A 14,450-nucleotide genomic window follows, 5' to 3' on the forward strand; every position below is an offset into this window, starting at 1 on the left:
GGGCGACGCTTCAATCCTGGGTCCAGAGAGAGGCGTAGGGCGCGAAGCGGGCCCGCAGGCCGTCGAGCAGCGCCTCCGGCAAGGCGTCGGTCGAGACCGGCGGCAGTCCGGGCGCGTGCGCCGCCCGCTGGGCGACGACCCGCCGCAGGCGGTCCGTATCCAGGGGCGCGCCGGCGATCTTGCAGATCGCCGCCACCGCCGCGGCCGGATCCCGGAGCACCTGCGCGGGCGTGAATCGCAGCGCGAAGCGCTGACGCAGCGCCCAGCGCAGGATGCGCTCGGTCCGCAGGGCCACACTTTCCAGGCGCGCCGTCAACGGTTCCGGCACCTCCGCGCTGCCCATCTCGCTCCGCGGCAGCTGGCGCAGGCAGTGCTCGACCGGATCGCCGCAGATCAGCGCCAGCACGGCCTGCGGCTCGATGCCGAGCGAAAGGTCCTCGCGGACCAGTGGCTCGACGCGCACTACGTTCGCCCGCAGCGGGTCCTGGCCTTCGCTGCCGGCGTAAAGCAGATGCACGGCATCCAGCAGGATGGCCCGGTCACGGGCCGGCAGCGTCAGCGCCTTGCGGACCAGTGGTCCAGGCACGCCGATCCAACTGGCGCCCACCATTCCGGCGGCGCGCGTCAGCAGTCCTTCCAGCCAGCTGGCGACCGCGCCGCCGGTACCGGTGAGGTAGACCGTCGGCCGCCGGCTGCGCTGGCGGAGCACGGCCAGCGCATGCAGTTCCTCGGCCAGCCGCGCGGGATCGCCATCGCGGCGGCGCAGGTGCAGGTCGCGGGCCGCTGTCACCCGCTCCGGCGCCTTCCTGACATCTTCCGGCCACCACGCATCCGGGTTGCGGCAGTAGCTACGGAAAAGCTGCCGGCCGAGCTCCTCCGGATCGAGCCGCTCAGCGCCGCGGTGGTCGATCAGCCTAAGCCCGAGCCGCGCCCGCAGCGCCGGTCCGGGAAAACGGAAGGCCAGCAGCTGGGCGGGCTCCAGCTGGTTGGTCTCGCGCGAGGCCACCGCGCCGGCCTGGCCCGGCAAGCCGGGATCGAGCAGGCGGATGCCCTCGCAAGCGCCGTCCAACACCTCGATGCGCAACTCGCGACCGGCCGCCAGGTCGAGCAGGCGGGCCTGGCCTTCGCCAATCACGATCTCCTTGTCCGCTGGCACATGCCAGAGCGACAGGAAACCTTTCGCAGACTCCACCCCGGTCTCGCCTTCCGGTTCCAGACTGTCTTCCACCTCGAAGCGGCGCTGGGCCAGATCCAGCCTCAGCCGCCGCCGGGCACGGAAGCCAGGCCAGGAGGCCGACCACGCTTCCGCCAGGGCATGCGCCTCGCCCGACTCCAGCAACTTCAGTCCGCCCTCGGCATCCGAGGCCGGCCGCTTCCAGTCCGGATCGAAACCCTCCGGCACCGGCACGTTGTGCGCCCACTTCGAGCGCAGGTAACGACGTACCGGCTCGTGTTCGACGTAGTTGAACATGCCCGAATCGAGCAGCCAGTCGCCACCCCAGTACAGGCACAGTGACAGGTCGTCGTCGTGCCGGTGGTAGCGCGAGCGGAAGCCGCTGCGCAACACCAGATGGAAGGCCGACGCCGGCGGCTCGCCAGCCGACCAGTCGCTGCGCGCCACCAGATAGCCGCCGTCCTCGAAGGCGCGCAGCCAGCCCTCGGGCCTCTCGCCCTCGCGGCCGCCGCTGGTCACCCAGTCCAGGCGGCGGTGCGCCGGCGTGCCGGCCAGGCGGCGGAAGACGTTGCCGGCCGGGCGCTGCTCGGTGTCGCCGATCGCCGGCAACAGACCGTCGGGGCGCACGATCCAGGCCATGTACTCCAGCGCCCTGGGCAGGGTCCTCTCCAGGGCCGGGCCCAGCGGGCCGAGCTGTTCCGGCGTGAAGGCCGATGCGATCTCGTCGAACAGGTTGCCGACGAACTGGTGGTAGGCCGGGCTGTTTTCCACGTGCACGCCGTCGGCGCCGAAGGCGAACTCCAGTTCACCGGCGAGCCGCGCCATCGCCGTTTCCAGCCAGCGACCGGCACCGGGCCGGCCGGCCAGGGCGAGGCCCAGCAGGCCCAGCACGCGCGATTGGTCTATGCCGTGGTTGGTGTGCCGGGTGTACATGCCTTCCTCGGCCAGCCGGTCGGCGTGCCGGGCCAGGAAGGCCTCCAACATGGCCTGCGCTTCCGGCATGCGCGCGTCCAGGCGCAGGTGGCAGAGCAGCCACAGCGCGTTCAGCGCGCGCATCGCCGTGGCGTGGTCGTGCCAGGCGAACTCGAAGCCGTCATCGCCGTCGGCGAAGCGTGCCGACCAGGACCGCACCGCCTCCAGCGCATGCGCCATCGCCCGAACGTCGGCGGACGCCGCATCGTAGGCGATCAGCCAGGGCATGAAGTTGAACGAGGCGATCTGCCATTGCCAGCTGCGATGTCCGAGCGGATCGGCAGTCCAGTCCCTGAACAGGTCCAGCGTTACCGGGGGAAAGCCACGAAACTGGTACAGGTTCTCCTGCACCAGCCGACGCCCGGCGCGGGCGGCAGAAGGATTGCTCCTGATGGCCAGGACGCGCTGGCGCAGCGCTTCCGGCAGTCCGGCGTTCCCGTCCATCACGCCTCCCCGGAACCGCCGGGCAGCAGCCCTTGTGCCACCAGCGAGCGGCGTACCGCCTCGAAGGTGAAGCGCTTCGCCACCTCGCGCACCCGTTGCCGCGCCTCGCGCCGCAGTGCCGGCTCGCGCGCCAGCCGGCGCAGCAGGGCCAGGGCCTCGGCCTCGCTGTCGGCGTACAGCGGGTAGGCCTCGCCGAAGACCTCGCGGTTGACGGCGTTGCCGGCCAGGATCGGCGGCACGCCGCAGAGGGCGTACTCCAGCACCTTGGTGGACAGCTCGTGCGTGTGCGCCTCGAGGCTTGGATGGCGCCAGGCCCAGCCCACATCCATGCCGGCCAGTTCGCGCAGCAGCGCTTCCCGTTCGCTCGCGCCGTGCCAGTGCAGGTCGGGCAGCTCGCGCAGGGCCGTGCGCACCTCATCGCGGAAGGCCGGATCCTCGGGCGGGTTGTGGATCTTGTCGCCCCAGGCGTGCAGCTCCAGGGCCAGACCTTCTTCGCGCAGGCGGCGATGGGCGGCGAACAGTTCGCGGATGCCCCACAGGGGTGCGAACTTGCCGGCATAGGCCAGACGCAGCGGCCGATCGCCGCCGGCGGCAGCGTCCGCCGCGGGCGGCGCGGCAAGCAGCGTCGCCGCCAGCTCAGGAATCATCGGCGGCAGCAGGCGGGTCTTGCCCCGTGCCTCCGGCAACAGGCGTTCCAGGTAGTCGCGGAACTGCGGGGTCTGGCACAGCAGCACCGACGCGGCCGTCGCGATGTCGCGCAGGCGGGCGAGGAGGTCTCCGGACACGTCCTCGGCGCGCTGCGGAAGGTCGGTGATGTAGACCCAGAGGCGGCCGGCCAGCGACGGTCGCCGCGCGGCGCGATGGCAAAGTTCGAAGCCGCGCAGCACCACGGCGTCATGACGCCAGCGGATGTCGTCGGCCTCGATCCTGTCCAGGGCCTCGTCCGGCGTCAGGGCCTGGTGTGCCTCGATGTCCGGTTCCGCCAGGCGCAGGCTTTCGATCGACAGCAAGGGCGCGATCAGATGTGGCGAGCGCACGCGCGCCTTCAGGTACAGCGTGGCGTGCACGCCGGGCTGCCCGGCCAGCACCTGCGCCAGCGATGCCGCCCAGACCGCCGAACCGTCGGTGACGTTCAGGTTGACGTCGCCGTAGAGGGCCAGGCGCCGGCGCACCGGCGTCGGCTCCGGAATCGGCGGCGGCAATGTCCCGCCGGCGATCAGCACCAGCTCCCTGGCGATAGTGGCCTCGTGACCGGACAGGCGGCGCGCCTGGGCGGCGGCGGCGGCCGACATCGCCAGGAAACGGTCCGGGTCGCGGTAAAGCGTCCGGATGCCCTCGGCCAGGCCATGTGCGTCCTCCGGGCCCGCCAGCCAGGCGCAGCCCTCGTCCACGAACTCGGGAATCGCCGCCACCCGGTTGGTCACCGGCACCAGACCCGAGGCCATGGCCTCGTCGCGGGAAACGCCCTGGCTGTCCATGCGCGAGGGCACCAGGAAGATGCCGTAGTCGGCATGCAGTGCGGCGATCTCCTGCTGCGACAGGAAACGCTGCTCCAGGCGCACGTTCGGGAAGTCGCGCAGCGGCGCCACCGTCTGCTCGAACAGCGGGCCGTCGCCGATGAGGTGGAAGGACAGCTCGCCGAAGAAGGGTTCGCGCGAGAGCTCCAGGATGGCGGCGACGCCGAGGTCGTTGCCGTAGGCGGCGGAGGCGAAGGGCCGGATGGAAAGGATGCGCAGGCGGTGTTCCGCCGTTTTCGGCCGGTAGCGGAACAGCTCGCCGTCCACGAAGTTCGGGATCACCGCCAGCTGCGCCGGCGGCACCTGCACGCCCAGGTCGCGCAGCGCCTCGTGCGCCAGGTGCCTGGACACGAAGACCAGGCGAAGGTTGGGATGCGGATGCGCGAGCATGTCCATCCACATTGCCCGCCGCCGTTCCCAGCCCTGCCGGGCCCGCTCCTGTTCCTGGGCGGTGGGGAAGTTGAAGCTGCGCCGGTACCAGGGCTGGATCTCGGCGCCATGCACCCAGACCACCACCCGGATGCGGTCCAGCAGCGGCTTCACCGCCTCCCACATCTGCGGATCCATGGCGTGCACCAGCAGGCAGCGGTAATCGTTGCCGGATACCAGCAGGTCCAGGTGTTCGGCCTGACCGGCCACCACGTCCACGCCCTGGAACTCGCTGAACTCCAGCGCCTGGTTGCTGAAGCGGAACACGTCCACGCGGGTGCCGGCGGCGCCGTAGGCGAGCACACGCCGGTGCACGAAGCCGTAGCGGTACAGGTTGTCGTAGCGCGGGTAGTCCTTGGTCAGCAGCAGGGCCTGGCCGCGCCCGGCTATCTGCTCCAGGGCCGGCGAGACCGCGCCGCGCACCAGGGCCAGCAGCTCGGTGTCGCCGGCGCCGATGACCCGCAGGCCCAGCTTGATCCACTCGGTGCCGGGCGGCAGCGGGATGGCCTGATTGGTGTCGGAAGAAACGATGGCATGCGACAGCCGCTCGCGGTTGGCATTCATGAACACCAAGGCCACGTTCACGTACAACCCGGCCGAGGTGCGCAGGTGGAAACGCGCGGCCCCGTCCTCCGCCAGCTCCTCCGGCCGGAACTGCCGACAGGCATACACGTAACCGTGTTTGCCGTCGTCCAGGCGCGAACTGACCAGCACCCGGTCGCCGGAATGGCGGACATGCAGCCGGCCTTCGGCATGGCTGGAGGGTGGGAAGAGCGCACGCAGGAAGGCCAGCTCGGCCTCGTCGCGGTCGGCACGGTCGCCTGCCGGCGCGTCGCCGGCGAAACGGGCCCCGCCGCGCTCCAGCAGTGCGTCCATCGCCAGCCCGGTGTCCAGGGGCAGGTCGTCCACGACGGCGGCGACCGCCGCGCCGGCGCCGTCCCGGCAATAGTTGAACTCGTCGGTGGCGAGGATCTCCAGGTCGCCGACCGGGGCGTCGCCGTCCAGCAACTCGGCCAACACGCGCCCGGCCAGGGCCTCGCAGCGCACCAGCGCCTGTCTCAGCGGCGCTGCGGCGGCCGGCCGGTACTGGGCGCCGTCTTCGCCCAGCACCGGCAGCCCGGAAACGAGGCGGTAATGACTGCGCTTGGCCAGGGCGTCGGCCTTCGCGTACGCGGTGCCCAGGGCCAGGTCGGTGAGGTAGTTCGGCCCGTAGTGGTCCCTGCCGTCCAGCCTGGCCAGCCAGCATCCCGGCCAGGCGGCGGCAGGCGCCAGCGTGCGCGCCTGGGCGGCGCCGACCAGGCTCAGGTCGCGCCGCCCGGGCGGAGTCTCGGGCACGAAACCTTCGGCGGCGACCAGCACCAGGCGCTTCTCCGGCCAGCGCTGGGCGTCGAAGACCCGCAGGGCGGCTTCCACCTCCGCCTGATCGGCGACGTGAGCCAGGGCCAGCACACGGGCCCGGTCGGCCTGCAGACGCTCGCCCAGGGCACGGCCCGCCAACCAGGCCAGCCGATGCGCGTAGGTATGCTCGGAAAGCACCTTGCGCAAGCCCGCCAGGCGGAACCGGCGCAGGCGTTGCTCGTCGGAAAGCAGATCGGCCAGCCGCTCGCGCAGCGGGCCGGCATCGCCGGCGGAGGGTACCAGCTCGCCGAGCATGGTCCTGAGACCGCGCGAGTAGTTGCTGATGGTGAGGGTGTTGCAGGCCAGCAGTTCGAAAGCGCGCCGCGCGAACATGCTCTGCGACTGCTTGACCGTATTGATGGTGATTGCGTACCGATAGCCCTTGTAGGCCCGGTCAATCTCCGAGAAGGGCAGCGAGCCCTGGATCATCGGCTGGTAGCGCTCCGGGAAGCTCAGTCCCGGATCGCCGGAACCGTGGTTGCGGTCGTAGATCTCCACCGGCCGGAAGGCCAGGGCGGCATCCACCAGCATGTCGAAATCGGCGCGCCGCTCCGGGTACTTGGCGTAGTAGGAGCCGGCAAAGCAGAAAGCATCCTTGCGCGGGTAGCGCTCGATCGGGTGGTGCACGCGCGGCTGCGCCGCGAAGGGCAGCAGGTGCACCCGGGAGTGGCCAAGGTCCTCCCGGTAGGCCTTGATCCTGTCCATGTCGGTGGTGAACACCACGTCGAACAGCGAGGCCGCGCGCAGGAAGAGGGCGTAATGGACCGGGTCCTCCTTGTTCCAGAAGGCGGTAGGGATGCCACGAGCGCGGCAGTAGGCCACCAGTTCGCGCAGTTCGTTGCTGCACTGGGGCACCTTCTTCTCCCACTCGCCGCGATAGCCCTTCCAGGCCGACTCCACCAGCAGCAGGTGCGGCTGGCAGGCATCCATCTGCGCCTTCCAGGTATCAATGCCCAGCGGCGTGAGCTGGCACTCCGGCTCGAAGCAGGCCTGGGTGAACTCGTCCATCACCGCCGCCACCCGCAGCGCGCGCAACCCGTCGGAGAAGCCGCTGCGCGGGCCCGGCATCGCGGCCGGGGCGCCTGTGCCCTCGGTCGCCGACTGGTCCCGCAATATGCGATACACGACCGCCACTTCGTCAGCAACCCGGTCCCAACCGCGTTCGGCAAGCAACTTGCGCCGTGCCGCTTCGCCCATGCGGCGGGCCAGGTCGGGCTGCGCCGCCAGATCCGCCAGACAGCGGGCCAGCGCATCCGGGTCGCCCGCCGCGTGAATCCGGCCAGTGCTGCCGTCCTCGACCAGGCGGCGCAGCGGGGCCACGTTGGACACCAACAGCGGCAGGCCCATGGCCATCGCTTCCAGCGGTTTGAGTGGCGTGACCAGCTCGCAGACCCTCACCGGCTTGCGCGGCAAGGCCACGCAGTCGCAGAGCGCCAGGTGCGCGCGCACCCGCGCCGGTTCGACCCGGCCGGCGAAATGCACGCGCGCCTCCAGCCCCAGCTCCCGCGCCAGCGCCTCGAGCTCTGCCTTCGACTCGCCGCCGCCGACCAGCAACACGTGCAACTGCGGAACCTCGTCGGCGACGATCGCCAGTGCGCGCAGCAGGTCGTCCAGACCTTCGTAACGGGTCAGGGAACCGGCGAAGCCGACCACGAAGGCCTGCTCCGGCAGGCCCAGCGAGCGCCTCATGTCCGGATCGGGCAGCGGGCGTTCATCGGGATACGCGGCGTTGGGCGCCAGCGAGATCCGCTCGGCCGGCACGCCACGCTGCCGCAGCTCGGCCGCGAGCTCCTCGTTGATGGCCAGCACGTGGTCGGCCTGGCGCGCCACCAGGGTCTCCAGATCGCGTTCGAGGGCGAAGCGCTGCTCCTGCTCGTAACCCGGCATGCGGCTGGCGGCGGTGTATTCCCAGAGCCCGCGCACTTCATAAACGAAGGGCAGGCCGCAGCGGCGGGCGGCGATCAGCGCCGGCAGTGCGTTCTCGTAGTTGGAGGCGGCGTGGACGACGGCGACGCGACGTTCACGCAGCACCTCCTCGATGGCGGCAGCGGCGCGGCTGATGTACTCGTCCGGCGGGCTGAGCTGGCGGCTGCCGGGCGCGCGCAGGTAATCAATGCCGTCCACGTTCACCGGGTCCAGCGGGCCGGGCCCGCGATCCGGGCGGTCGGCCGGGTAGCCGGGCCGGGTCAGGCAGGCCACCTGCAGGCCCTTGCCGCGCAGCGCCTGCAGCAGCGCCTGCGTGCGCAGGGTATAGCCGCTGACGTGGTTGGGCAGAGCCGAGGCGGCGACGTAGAGCACGCCCTCGCGGTCACGCGCCGCCGCCGGTGCCCGCGGCGGCACCACCGGCAGGCGATGGCGCAACCTGACCAAGGCGCGCAGCTGGGCCGCCTTTTCCCGCTCCTCGTCGCTTAGCGGATGATCGGGCGGCAGGCGCTCCAGGGTCGCCAGCGCCTCGTCGAGCTCGCCGGCATCGAACCTGAGGAACGCCAGCCAGAGCGTCCGGTAGGGTCTGGGCTCGAGGGCATCGGCGATCTGGCCGTAGCGGCAGGCATCGCGCGGGCCGAGCGGGAACACCCGCTTGGCCAGTTCGGTATAGACGCGCGCCCGTTGCTCCACCGTCAGGTAGAGCGAGCTGACCTCGACGTCGGCGGCGACGAAACCCTCGCGCGCGTAGGTCGCGCAGGCGGCGTCCGCCATCGCCTCCAGCCTTTCGTCCGGGATGTGGCCGGGGCCGGCACCGCGGCGGAAGCGGCGGGCCACGCCGAGCAGGCGCCTGGGCACCGCGAGCAGGCCGCGCAGGGAACGCAGCGCGTCCACCTGCAGGGCGCCCAGTTCCCGGACTGCGCTGTTCTCGTGCAGGCCGAGGCGGTAGGCGATGTCGGCCAGGGCACGGCGCATCCGTGCCAGGTCGGCTTCGTGCGCGGCATCGCGGGCGGCATCGCGGGTATCGGCCGCCCGGTCGGACCCTTGCGGCGGCGGTGCGGGGTTCTTCATCGCCATCAGGGCCGTCGGCCGCTCACCGGCGCCACAGGCCGACGGTGTCCATCACCTGCTTGCCAGCGCCCGGCGCCAACCGCCTGAACGCCTTGTGGCCGACCAGCAACAGGACGATGTCCGCGGACTGCACCGCCTCCTCGGCCGGCACCAGCTGCAGATCGAGCTCCCCCAGGCCGGCGTGCGGCAGCGCCGCCTCGAAGGGATCGGCGCAAAGCACGCGACCCGGGTAGCGCTCGCTGAGGGTGCGGGCGATCTGCAGGGCCGGGCTCTCGCGGAAGTCGTCCACGTCCGGCTTGTAGGTCAGACCCAGGCAGGCGATGCGGGCATCGGGCCGCCCGGCCAGCGCCTGCTCCACCTTGGCGATCACATGCAGCGGCTTGTGGTCGTTGACCTCGCGCGCCTGGCGGATCAGCCGGGCCTGCTCCGGCGCGCTGGCGACGATGAACCAGGGATCCACGGCGATGCAGTGGCCGCCCACGCCCGGCCCCGGGTTGAGGATGGACACGCGCGGATGCCGGTTGGCGAAGCCGATCACGTCCCAGGCGTCGATGCCGAGCCTGTCGCAGATCATGGACAGCTCGTTGGCGAAGGCGATGTTGACGTCGCGGTACGCGTTCTCGGTCAGCTTGACCATCTCCGCGGTGCGGTCGTCGGTCAGCAGGCACTCGCCCTTGACGAAGCGCTGGTAGAGGCCGGCGGCGCGCTTCGCGCACTCCGGCGTCATGCCGCCGATGATGCGGTCGTTGTCCACGAGCTCGCGCAGCATCTGCCCGGGGATGATGCGCTCGGGACAATAGGCCAGGTGGACATCGGGACCACGATCGCCGCCCGGGAACGCCAGGTCGGGACGAAGCTCGGCCATCACTCGCGCCAGCATGCCGGTGGTGCCCACCGGCGAGGTGGATTCGAGAATGACCAGGTCACCCTTCTTCAGCACCGGCGCCAGCGAGCGGCCGGCGGCCTCGACGTAACTGACGTCGGGCGCGTGATTTTCGTCGTGCCCGACCGGCGTCGGCACCGCGATGATGAAGGCGTCGGCAGGCTGGGGATCCAGGTGGGCGCTGAGCCGGCCCTCCTTCACCCCGCGCTCGACCAGCGCGTCCAGATCGCCCTCCTCGATGTGCGCGCGGCCCTGATTGACGCTGTCCACGGCCCGCTGGCTGATGTCCACGCCGTATACCCGCAGACCGCTGGCGGCGAACATGGCGGCGGTGGGCAGGCCGATGTAGCCCAGGCCGATCACTGCCAGGCTGGCGATCTCCGATCCGGAGGGCGGGGCGTCGCGTCGCATGCTCATTCTCTTGTCGTTCCTCGGTGCGGTCGATGGGGGAGGCGTACGTTCCGATCCCGCCTCCGGCCGGTGCCGGGCGCGGATTATCGCATCCAGTCGCGCGGCGATGGCCGGCCAGGCATGGCCGGCGGCCGCGTCGGGAGTCGGCACGAACGGAACAGTGCCGCCGGCCTGCTTGAGGTCCCGCCAGGCGCGCAGGACGCGGGCGATGTCCCTGGCATCGTTGCGGCAGGCAACGCCATGCCCGGTACCGGCCAGCAAGGCGGCCGCGGCGTCGGCCGGATCGGCCGGATCGGGGCACAGATGCAGGATCGGCTTGCGCGCGCCCAGGTACTCGTACAGCTTGCCCGGCACCTGGCAGGGATCGTCGTTGGCGATGTTAACCAGTACGTCCACAGCCCGCTGCGCCTTGAGCGCCCGCAGGTGCGGCATGAAGCCCAGCAGGCGGATCGCGCCCGGCGAACGCCGAGCGACCTCGGCGATGTCGTCCGGCACCTTCACCGAGGCGATGTTCAGGCGCGTGCCCGGCGTCGCCAGCACCGCCTCCATCAGAGCGTCGTGCCGGCGGAACCCGTAGAAGCTGCCGGTGTAGAGCAACTCCAGCCGGCCGGTATCGAACCTCGGGTCCTGCGGGCCGTCCGGCGGCAGCGCCGGGGCCGGGTCGTATCCCTGGGTGAGCACCGCGCAGCGGTCGGCCGGCAGGCCGTGGCGCCTTGCCAGCAGCGCCGCCGCCCGATCGGTGGTGACCAGCACGCATTCGGCGCGCGCGCAGACCTCGCGTTCCAGCGCCTCGGCGCGGCGGTGCCAGCGTCGTGGCGTGTACGGCGCCAGCACCGGATCACCCAAATCGGCGACCCAGCGCACTCCCCGGCGGGCAGCCATCAGGCCGAGCTCCAGGGTCGTGGCCGGCTCGTGCGAGCTGATCACCACGTCGGGCCGGATCTCATCGAGCAGGGCCTGCATGCGCCGCTTCGCCCAAGGCTTCCATTCGCCGCGCAGGTCGGGGAACAGCAGCCATTCCATCAGCCGCTGCGCGCGCAAGAACATCCGGCCCTTCCAGTTCAGGCCGGCATGCCAGAGCCTGCCCTTCCAGTTGAGTTCGACCTCGGCCGCAACCGCAGCGCCACCCTGCCCCTGCGGTTCCGCCGGCGGGCCGGCGCTGCGCCGTCGCCTGCGCGCGCGCGCCGCCAGAAAGCCCATCAGCGGACCGGCAAAACAGCGGTGCACGGTCAGTCCGGGTGGAATGGCCGGCAAGCCCAGACCGTCGGCGGGATGGTCGGGGGCCAGCACGTGCACGTCGTGGCCCAGCGCCACCAGTTCGCGGGTCAGATAGGACCAGCGCAGCGATTGCGGGGACGGGCTGGGCGGAAATTCGTAAGCGACCACCAGGAGGCGCAGCGGCTTCTCATCCGCCATCGCCGCCCCCTTCCCCTGCCGCCAGCCGGCGCGTGACGGCCTGGCGGGCACGCCGGGCACGGTACTCGGGCGTGGACTGGTAGATCGCCTTGTAGGCGTCTATGGCCTCACGGATCGGGCCAAAGTGCACGACGCGGCCGAAGTCCAGCACCAGGCCCAGATTGCAGACCTCGCGCAGCATCTGGAAGTTGTGGCTGGCCAGGACCACGATCTTGCTGCCGCGGACGCGATCGGTCATGCGCGCCCTGGCCTTGTCCACGAACTCGGCGTCGCCGGCGCCGAACCACTCGTCCATCAGCATGATGTCGTGCTGCACGCTGGTGGAGATGGCGAAACCCAGCCGCATCCGCTGGCCGGACGACAGCACCGCCAGGCGATGGTTGGCGCAGCTCTCCAGGCCGGAGAACTCGAGAATGGACGGCAGCAGCCCGGCCGTTTCCCGCCCGGACAGGCCCATGGCGGCGGCGCGCAGGAAGACGTTCTCGCGGACCGTCGCTTCCTGGTGGAAACCCAGGCCGAGATTCAGCAGGGCCTGACGCGAACCGCGCACTTCGACCGTACCGCGGGTGGGCTGGAAGGCACCGGAGAGCACGCGCAGCAGCGTGGTCTTGCCGGCGCCGTTGCGGCCTAGCAGGGCCACGCGATCGCCCTCGCGGGCCTCCAGGCTTACGTCCTCGAGGATGGTGCGGAACTCCCGGTGCGGCCGCGAGGTCGCCGCCGCCAGCAAGGTGCTCAGGAAGGACTTGGCGGAGCGGTCCGCCGTGACGTAGTTGGGCACGTCCAGTCCTACGCCTTGGGCAAGGATGTAGCTGCTCATCTCCCGCCCTCAGACCCACAGTGGCACATATCGGGCATAACGCCGATACAGCAGGATGGTGAGCGCCCAACCGGCCGCCGCCAGCAGGCAGACCACCAGAATGGAAGCCGTCTCCGGATGGCCGCCAAGCAGGGGCGCGCGCACTACTTCCAGCAGATGGAATGCCGGATTGAAACGCACCAGGCTGCCGCGCAGCGTGTCCGGAGGAAACCGGTCCACCTGCCAGAGTATCGGCGTCAGCAGGAAGCCCAGCATCAGCACGGCGCCGATCAGTTCCTGGGTATCGCGGAAGCGGGCTCCGATCAGGGCGATGCAAACGGCGATCCAGCCCAGGTTGAGCAGCAACAGCGGAAAGCTCAGCAGCAGGGTCCAGAGGTGCCCGAGATGGGTTTCGGGCGACCACATCAGCACCGCCACCACCACTGCGCCGCCGAAAAACAGGTGAAAGAACGCCTTGGAGAACGACACCAAGATGAAATCGGTCAGCCGGATCCGGCCTTCCATGATGTTGGCCTTGTGCGACGGCAGGGCACCGGCGACGTCGGTGACGACCTGGATCATGAACCGCCAGGTCACGTAGCCCACCGCCAGGTAGGGCAGGTAGCGCTCCAGCGGATAGCTCATCAGGTGCGAATAGACATTGCCCAACACCAGCACGAACAGTGCCACCGGCAGCGCCAGCCAGAGCAGGCCGAGGCTGGTGCGCCGGTACTTGGTGGTGATCTCCAGCCAGCTGGAATAGGCCCAGTACTCCGGCCGGCGCAGGCTCTGCCACAGGTGGGCCAGCAGCGCCGGTCCCTGGTCGGAACGATAGGTGCCGCCCGCGTTCATCCGGCCAGCGCCTCCTCCAGCTCCGCCCGCAGGTCGGCCAGGTCCTCGACGCCGACGCTCAGGCGCACCAGGTTGTCGCCGATGCCGAGCTGGGCGCGGCGCTCCGGCGGCACCGAGGCGTGGGTCATCACCGCCGGATGGTTGACCAGGCTTTCGACGCCACCCAGGGACTCGGCCAGCGCGAACAGTTCGGTGCGCTCGCAGAAGCGCTTCGCCGCCTCGAAGCCGCCCTTGAGCAGCAACGTCACCATGCCGCCGAAGCCGTCCATCTGCCGCCTGGCCAGCGCGTGCTGCGGGTGCGAAGCCAGACCGGGGTAGATCACCCGCTCCACGGCCGGGTGCCTCTGCAGCCATTCGGCCAGGGCCTGGGCGTTTTCGCAGTGCGCCTTCATGCGCAGGTGCAGGGTCTTGAGGCCGCGCAGGGCCAGGAAGCTGTCGAAGGGGCCCTGGACGCCGCCGACGGCGTTCTGCAGGAAGCTCAGCTTCTCGGCCAGCTCGGCGTCGTCGCCGACCACCACCATGCCGCCGACGATGTCGCTGTGGCCGTTGAGGTACTTGGTGGCCGAATGCATCACCAGGTGGGCGCCATGTTCCAGCGGCCGCTGCAGGATCGGCGAGCTGAAGGTGTTGTCTACCGCCAGCAGGATGCCGCGCTTGCGGCAGAACTCGGCCAGGCGGGCGATGTCCACGATCTTCAGCAACGGGTTGGTGGGCGTCTCGCACCAAACCAGGCGGGTGTTGGGCTTCACCGCCGCTTCCAGCGCCGCCATGTCGTTGAGGTCTATGAAGCTGAAATCCAGCCCGGCGCTGCGCCGGCGTACCCGCTCGAACAGGCGGAAGGTGCCGCCGTAGACGTCGTCCATGCAGATGACGTGGCTGCCGCTGTCCAGGGCGTCCAGCACGGTGGCGGTCGCGGCCAGGCCGCTGGCGAAGGCGTAGCCGCGGCTGCCGCCTTCCAGCGCCGCCACGCAGCGCTCGTAGGCGAAACGGGTCGGGTTGTGGCTGCGGCTGTATTCGAAGCCCTGGTGCACGCCCGGGCTGGACTGCACGTAGGTCGAGGTAGCGTAGATCGGCGTCATCACCGCGCCCGTGCTCGGGTCGGGCGACTGGCCGGCGTGGATGGCCCGGGTGCCCAGGCCGTGCTTGTCGTGCTCGCTCATGTCC

Annotated in this window: 6 protein-coding genes; all 6 read right to left on the reverse strand. The window is 70.7% G+C overall.

The window, feature by feature from the left end; all coding sequences use genetic code 11:
- Positions 1 to 10: 10 nt before the first annotated feature.
- From F0415_RS05525 to F0415_RS05550, 6 genes are read right to left on the reverse strand one after another with little or no spacing between them, the layout of a single operon-like run.
- Positions 11 to 2,590, reverse strand: a complete 2,580-nt coding sequence (locus tag F0415_RS05525; RefSeq protein WP_149860202.1) for a heparinase II/III domain-containing protein — start codon at positions 2,588 to 2,590, stop codon at positions 11 to 13.
- Positions 2,590 to 8,934: a glycosyltransferase gene (locus F0415_RS05530; protein WP_188310300.1), complete on the reverse strand. Its 6,345-nt coding sequence runs from the start codon at positions 8,932 to 8,934 to the stop codon at positions 2,590 to 2,592. Before F0415_RS05530 ends, F0415_RS05525 begins: the two co-directional genes overlap by 1 nt.
- Positions 8,935 to 8,950: 16 nt before the next feature.
- Positions 8,951 to 11,638 carry a UDP-N-acetyl-D-mannosamine dehydrogenase gene (gene wecC / locus F0415_RS05535; protein WP_149860204.1) on the reverse strand — a complete coding sequence of 896 codons (2,688 nt, stop codon included), beginning with the start codon at positions 11,636 to 11,638 and terminating at the stop codon, positions 8,951 to 8,953.
- A complete protein-coding gene (locus F0415_RS05540) occupies positions 11,628 to 12,455 on the reverse strand; it encodes an ABC transporter ATP-binding protein (RefSeq protein ID WP_149860205.1) in 828 nt (275 codons plus the stop codon). Before F0415_RS05540 ends, wecC begins: the two co-directional genes overlap by 11 nt.
- Before the next feature lie 9 nt (positions 12,456 to 12,464).
- A complete protein-coding gene (locus F0415_RS05545) occupies positions 12,465 to 13,286 on the reverse strand; it encodes an ABC transporter permease (protein ID WP_149860206.1) in 822 nt (273 codons plus the stop codon).
- Complete coding sequence (locus tag F0415_RS05550) at positions 13,283 to 14,446, reverse strand: cystathionine gamma-synthase (protein ID WP_149860207.1); 1,164 nt, start codon at positions 14,444 to 14,446, stop codon at positions 13,283 to 13,285. Before F0415_RS05550 ends, F0415_RS05545 begins: the two co-directional genes overlap by 4 nt.
- Positions 14,447 to 14,450: the final 4 nt, after the last annotated feature.

It is taken from the genome of Arenimonas fontis (genome assembly GCF_008386465.1).
In the GTDB taxonomy this organism is placed as follows: domain Bacteria; phylum Pseudomonadota; class Gammaproteobacteria; order Xanthomonadales; family Xanthomonadaceae; genus Arenimonas; species Arenimonas fontis.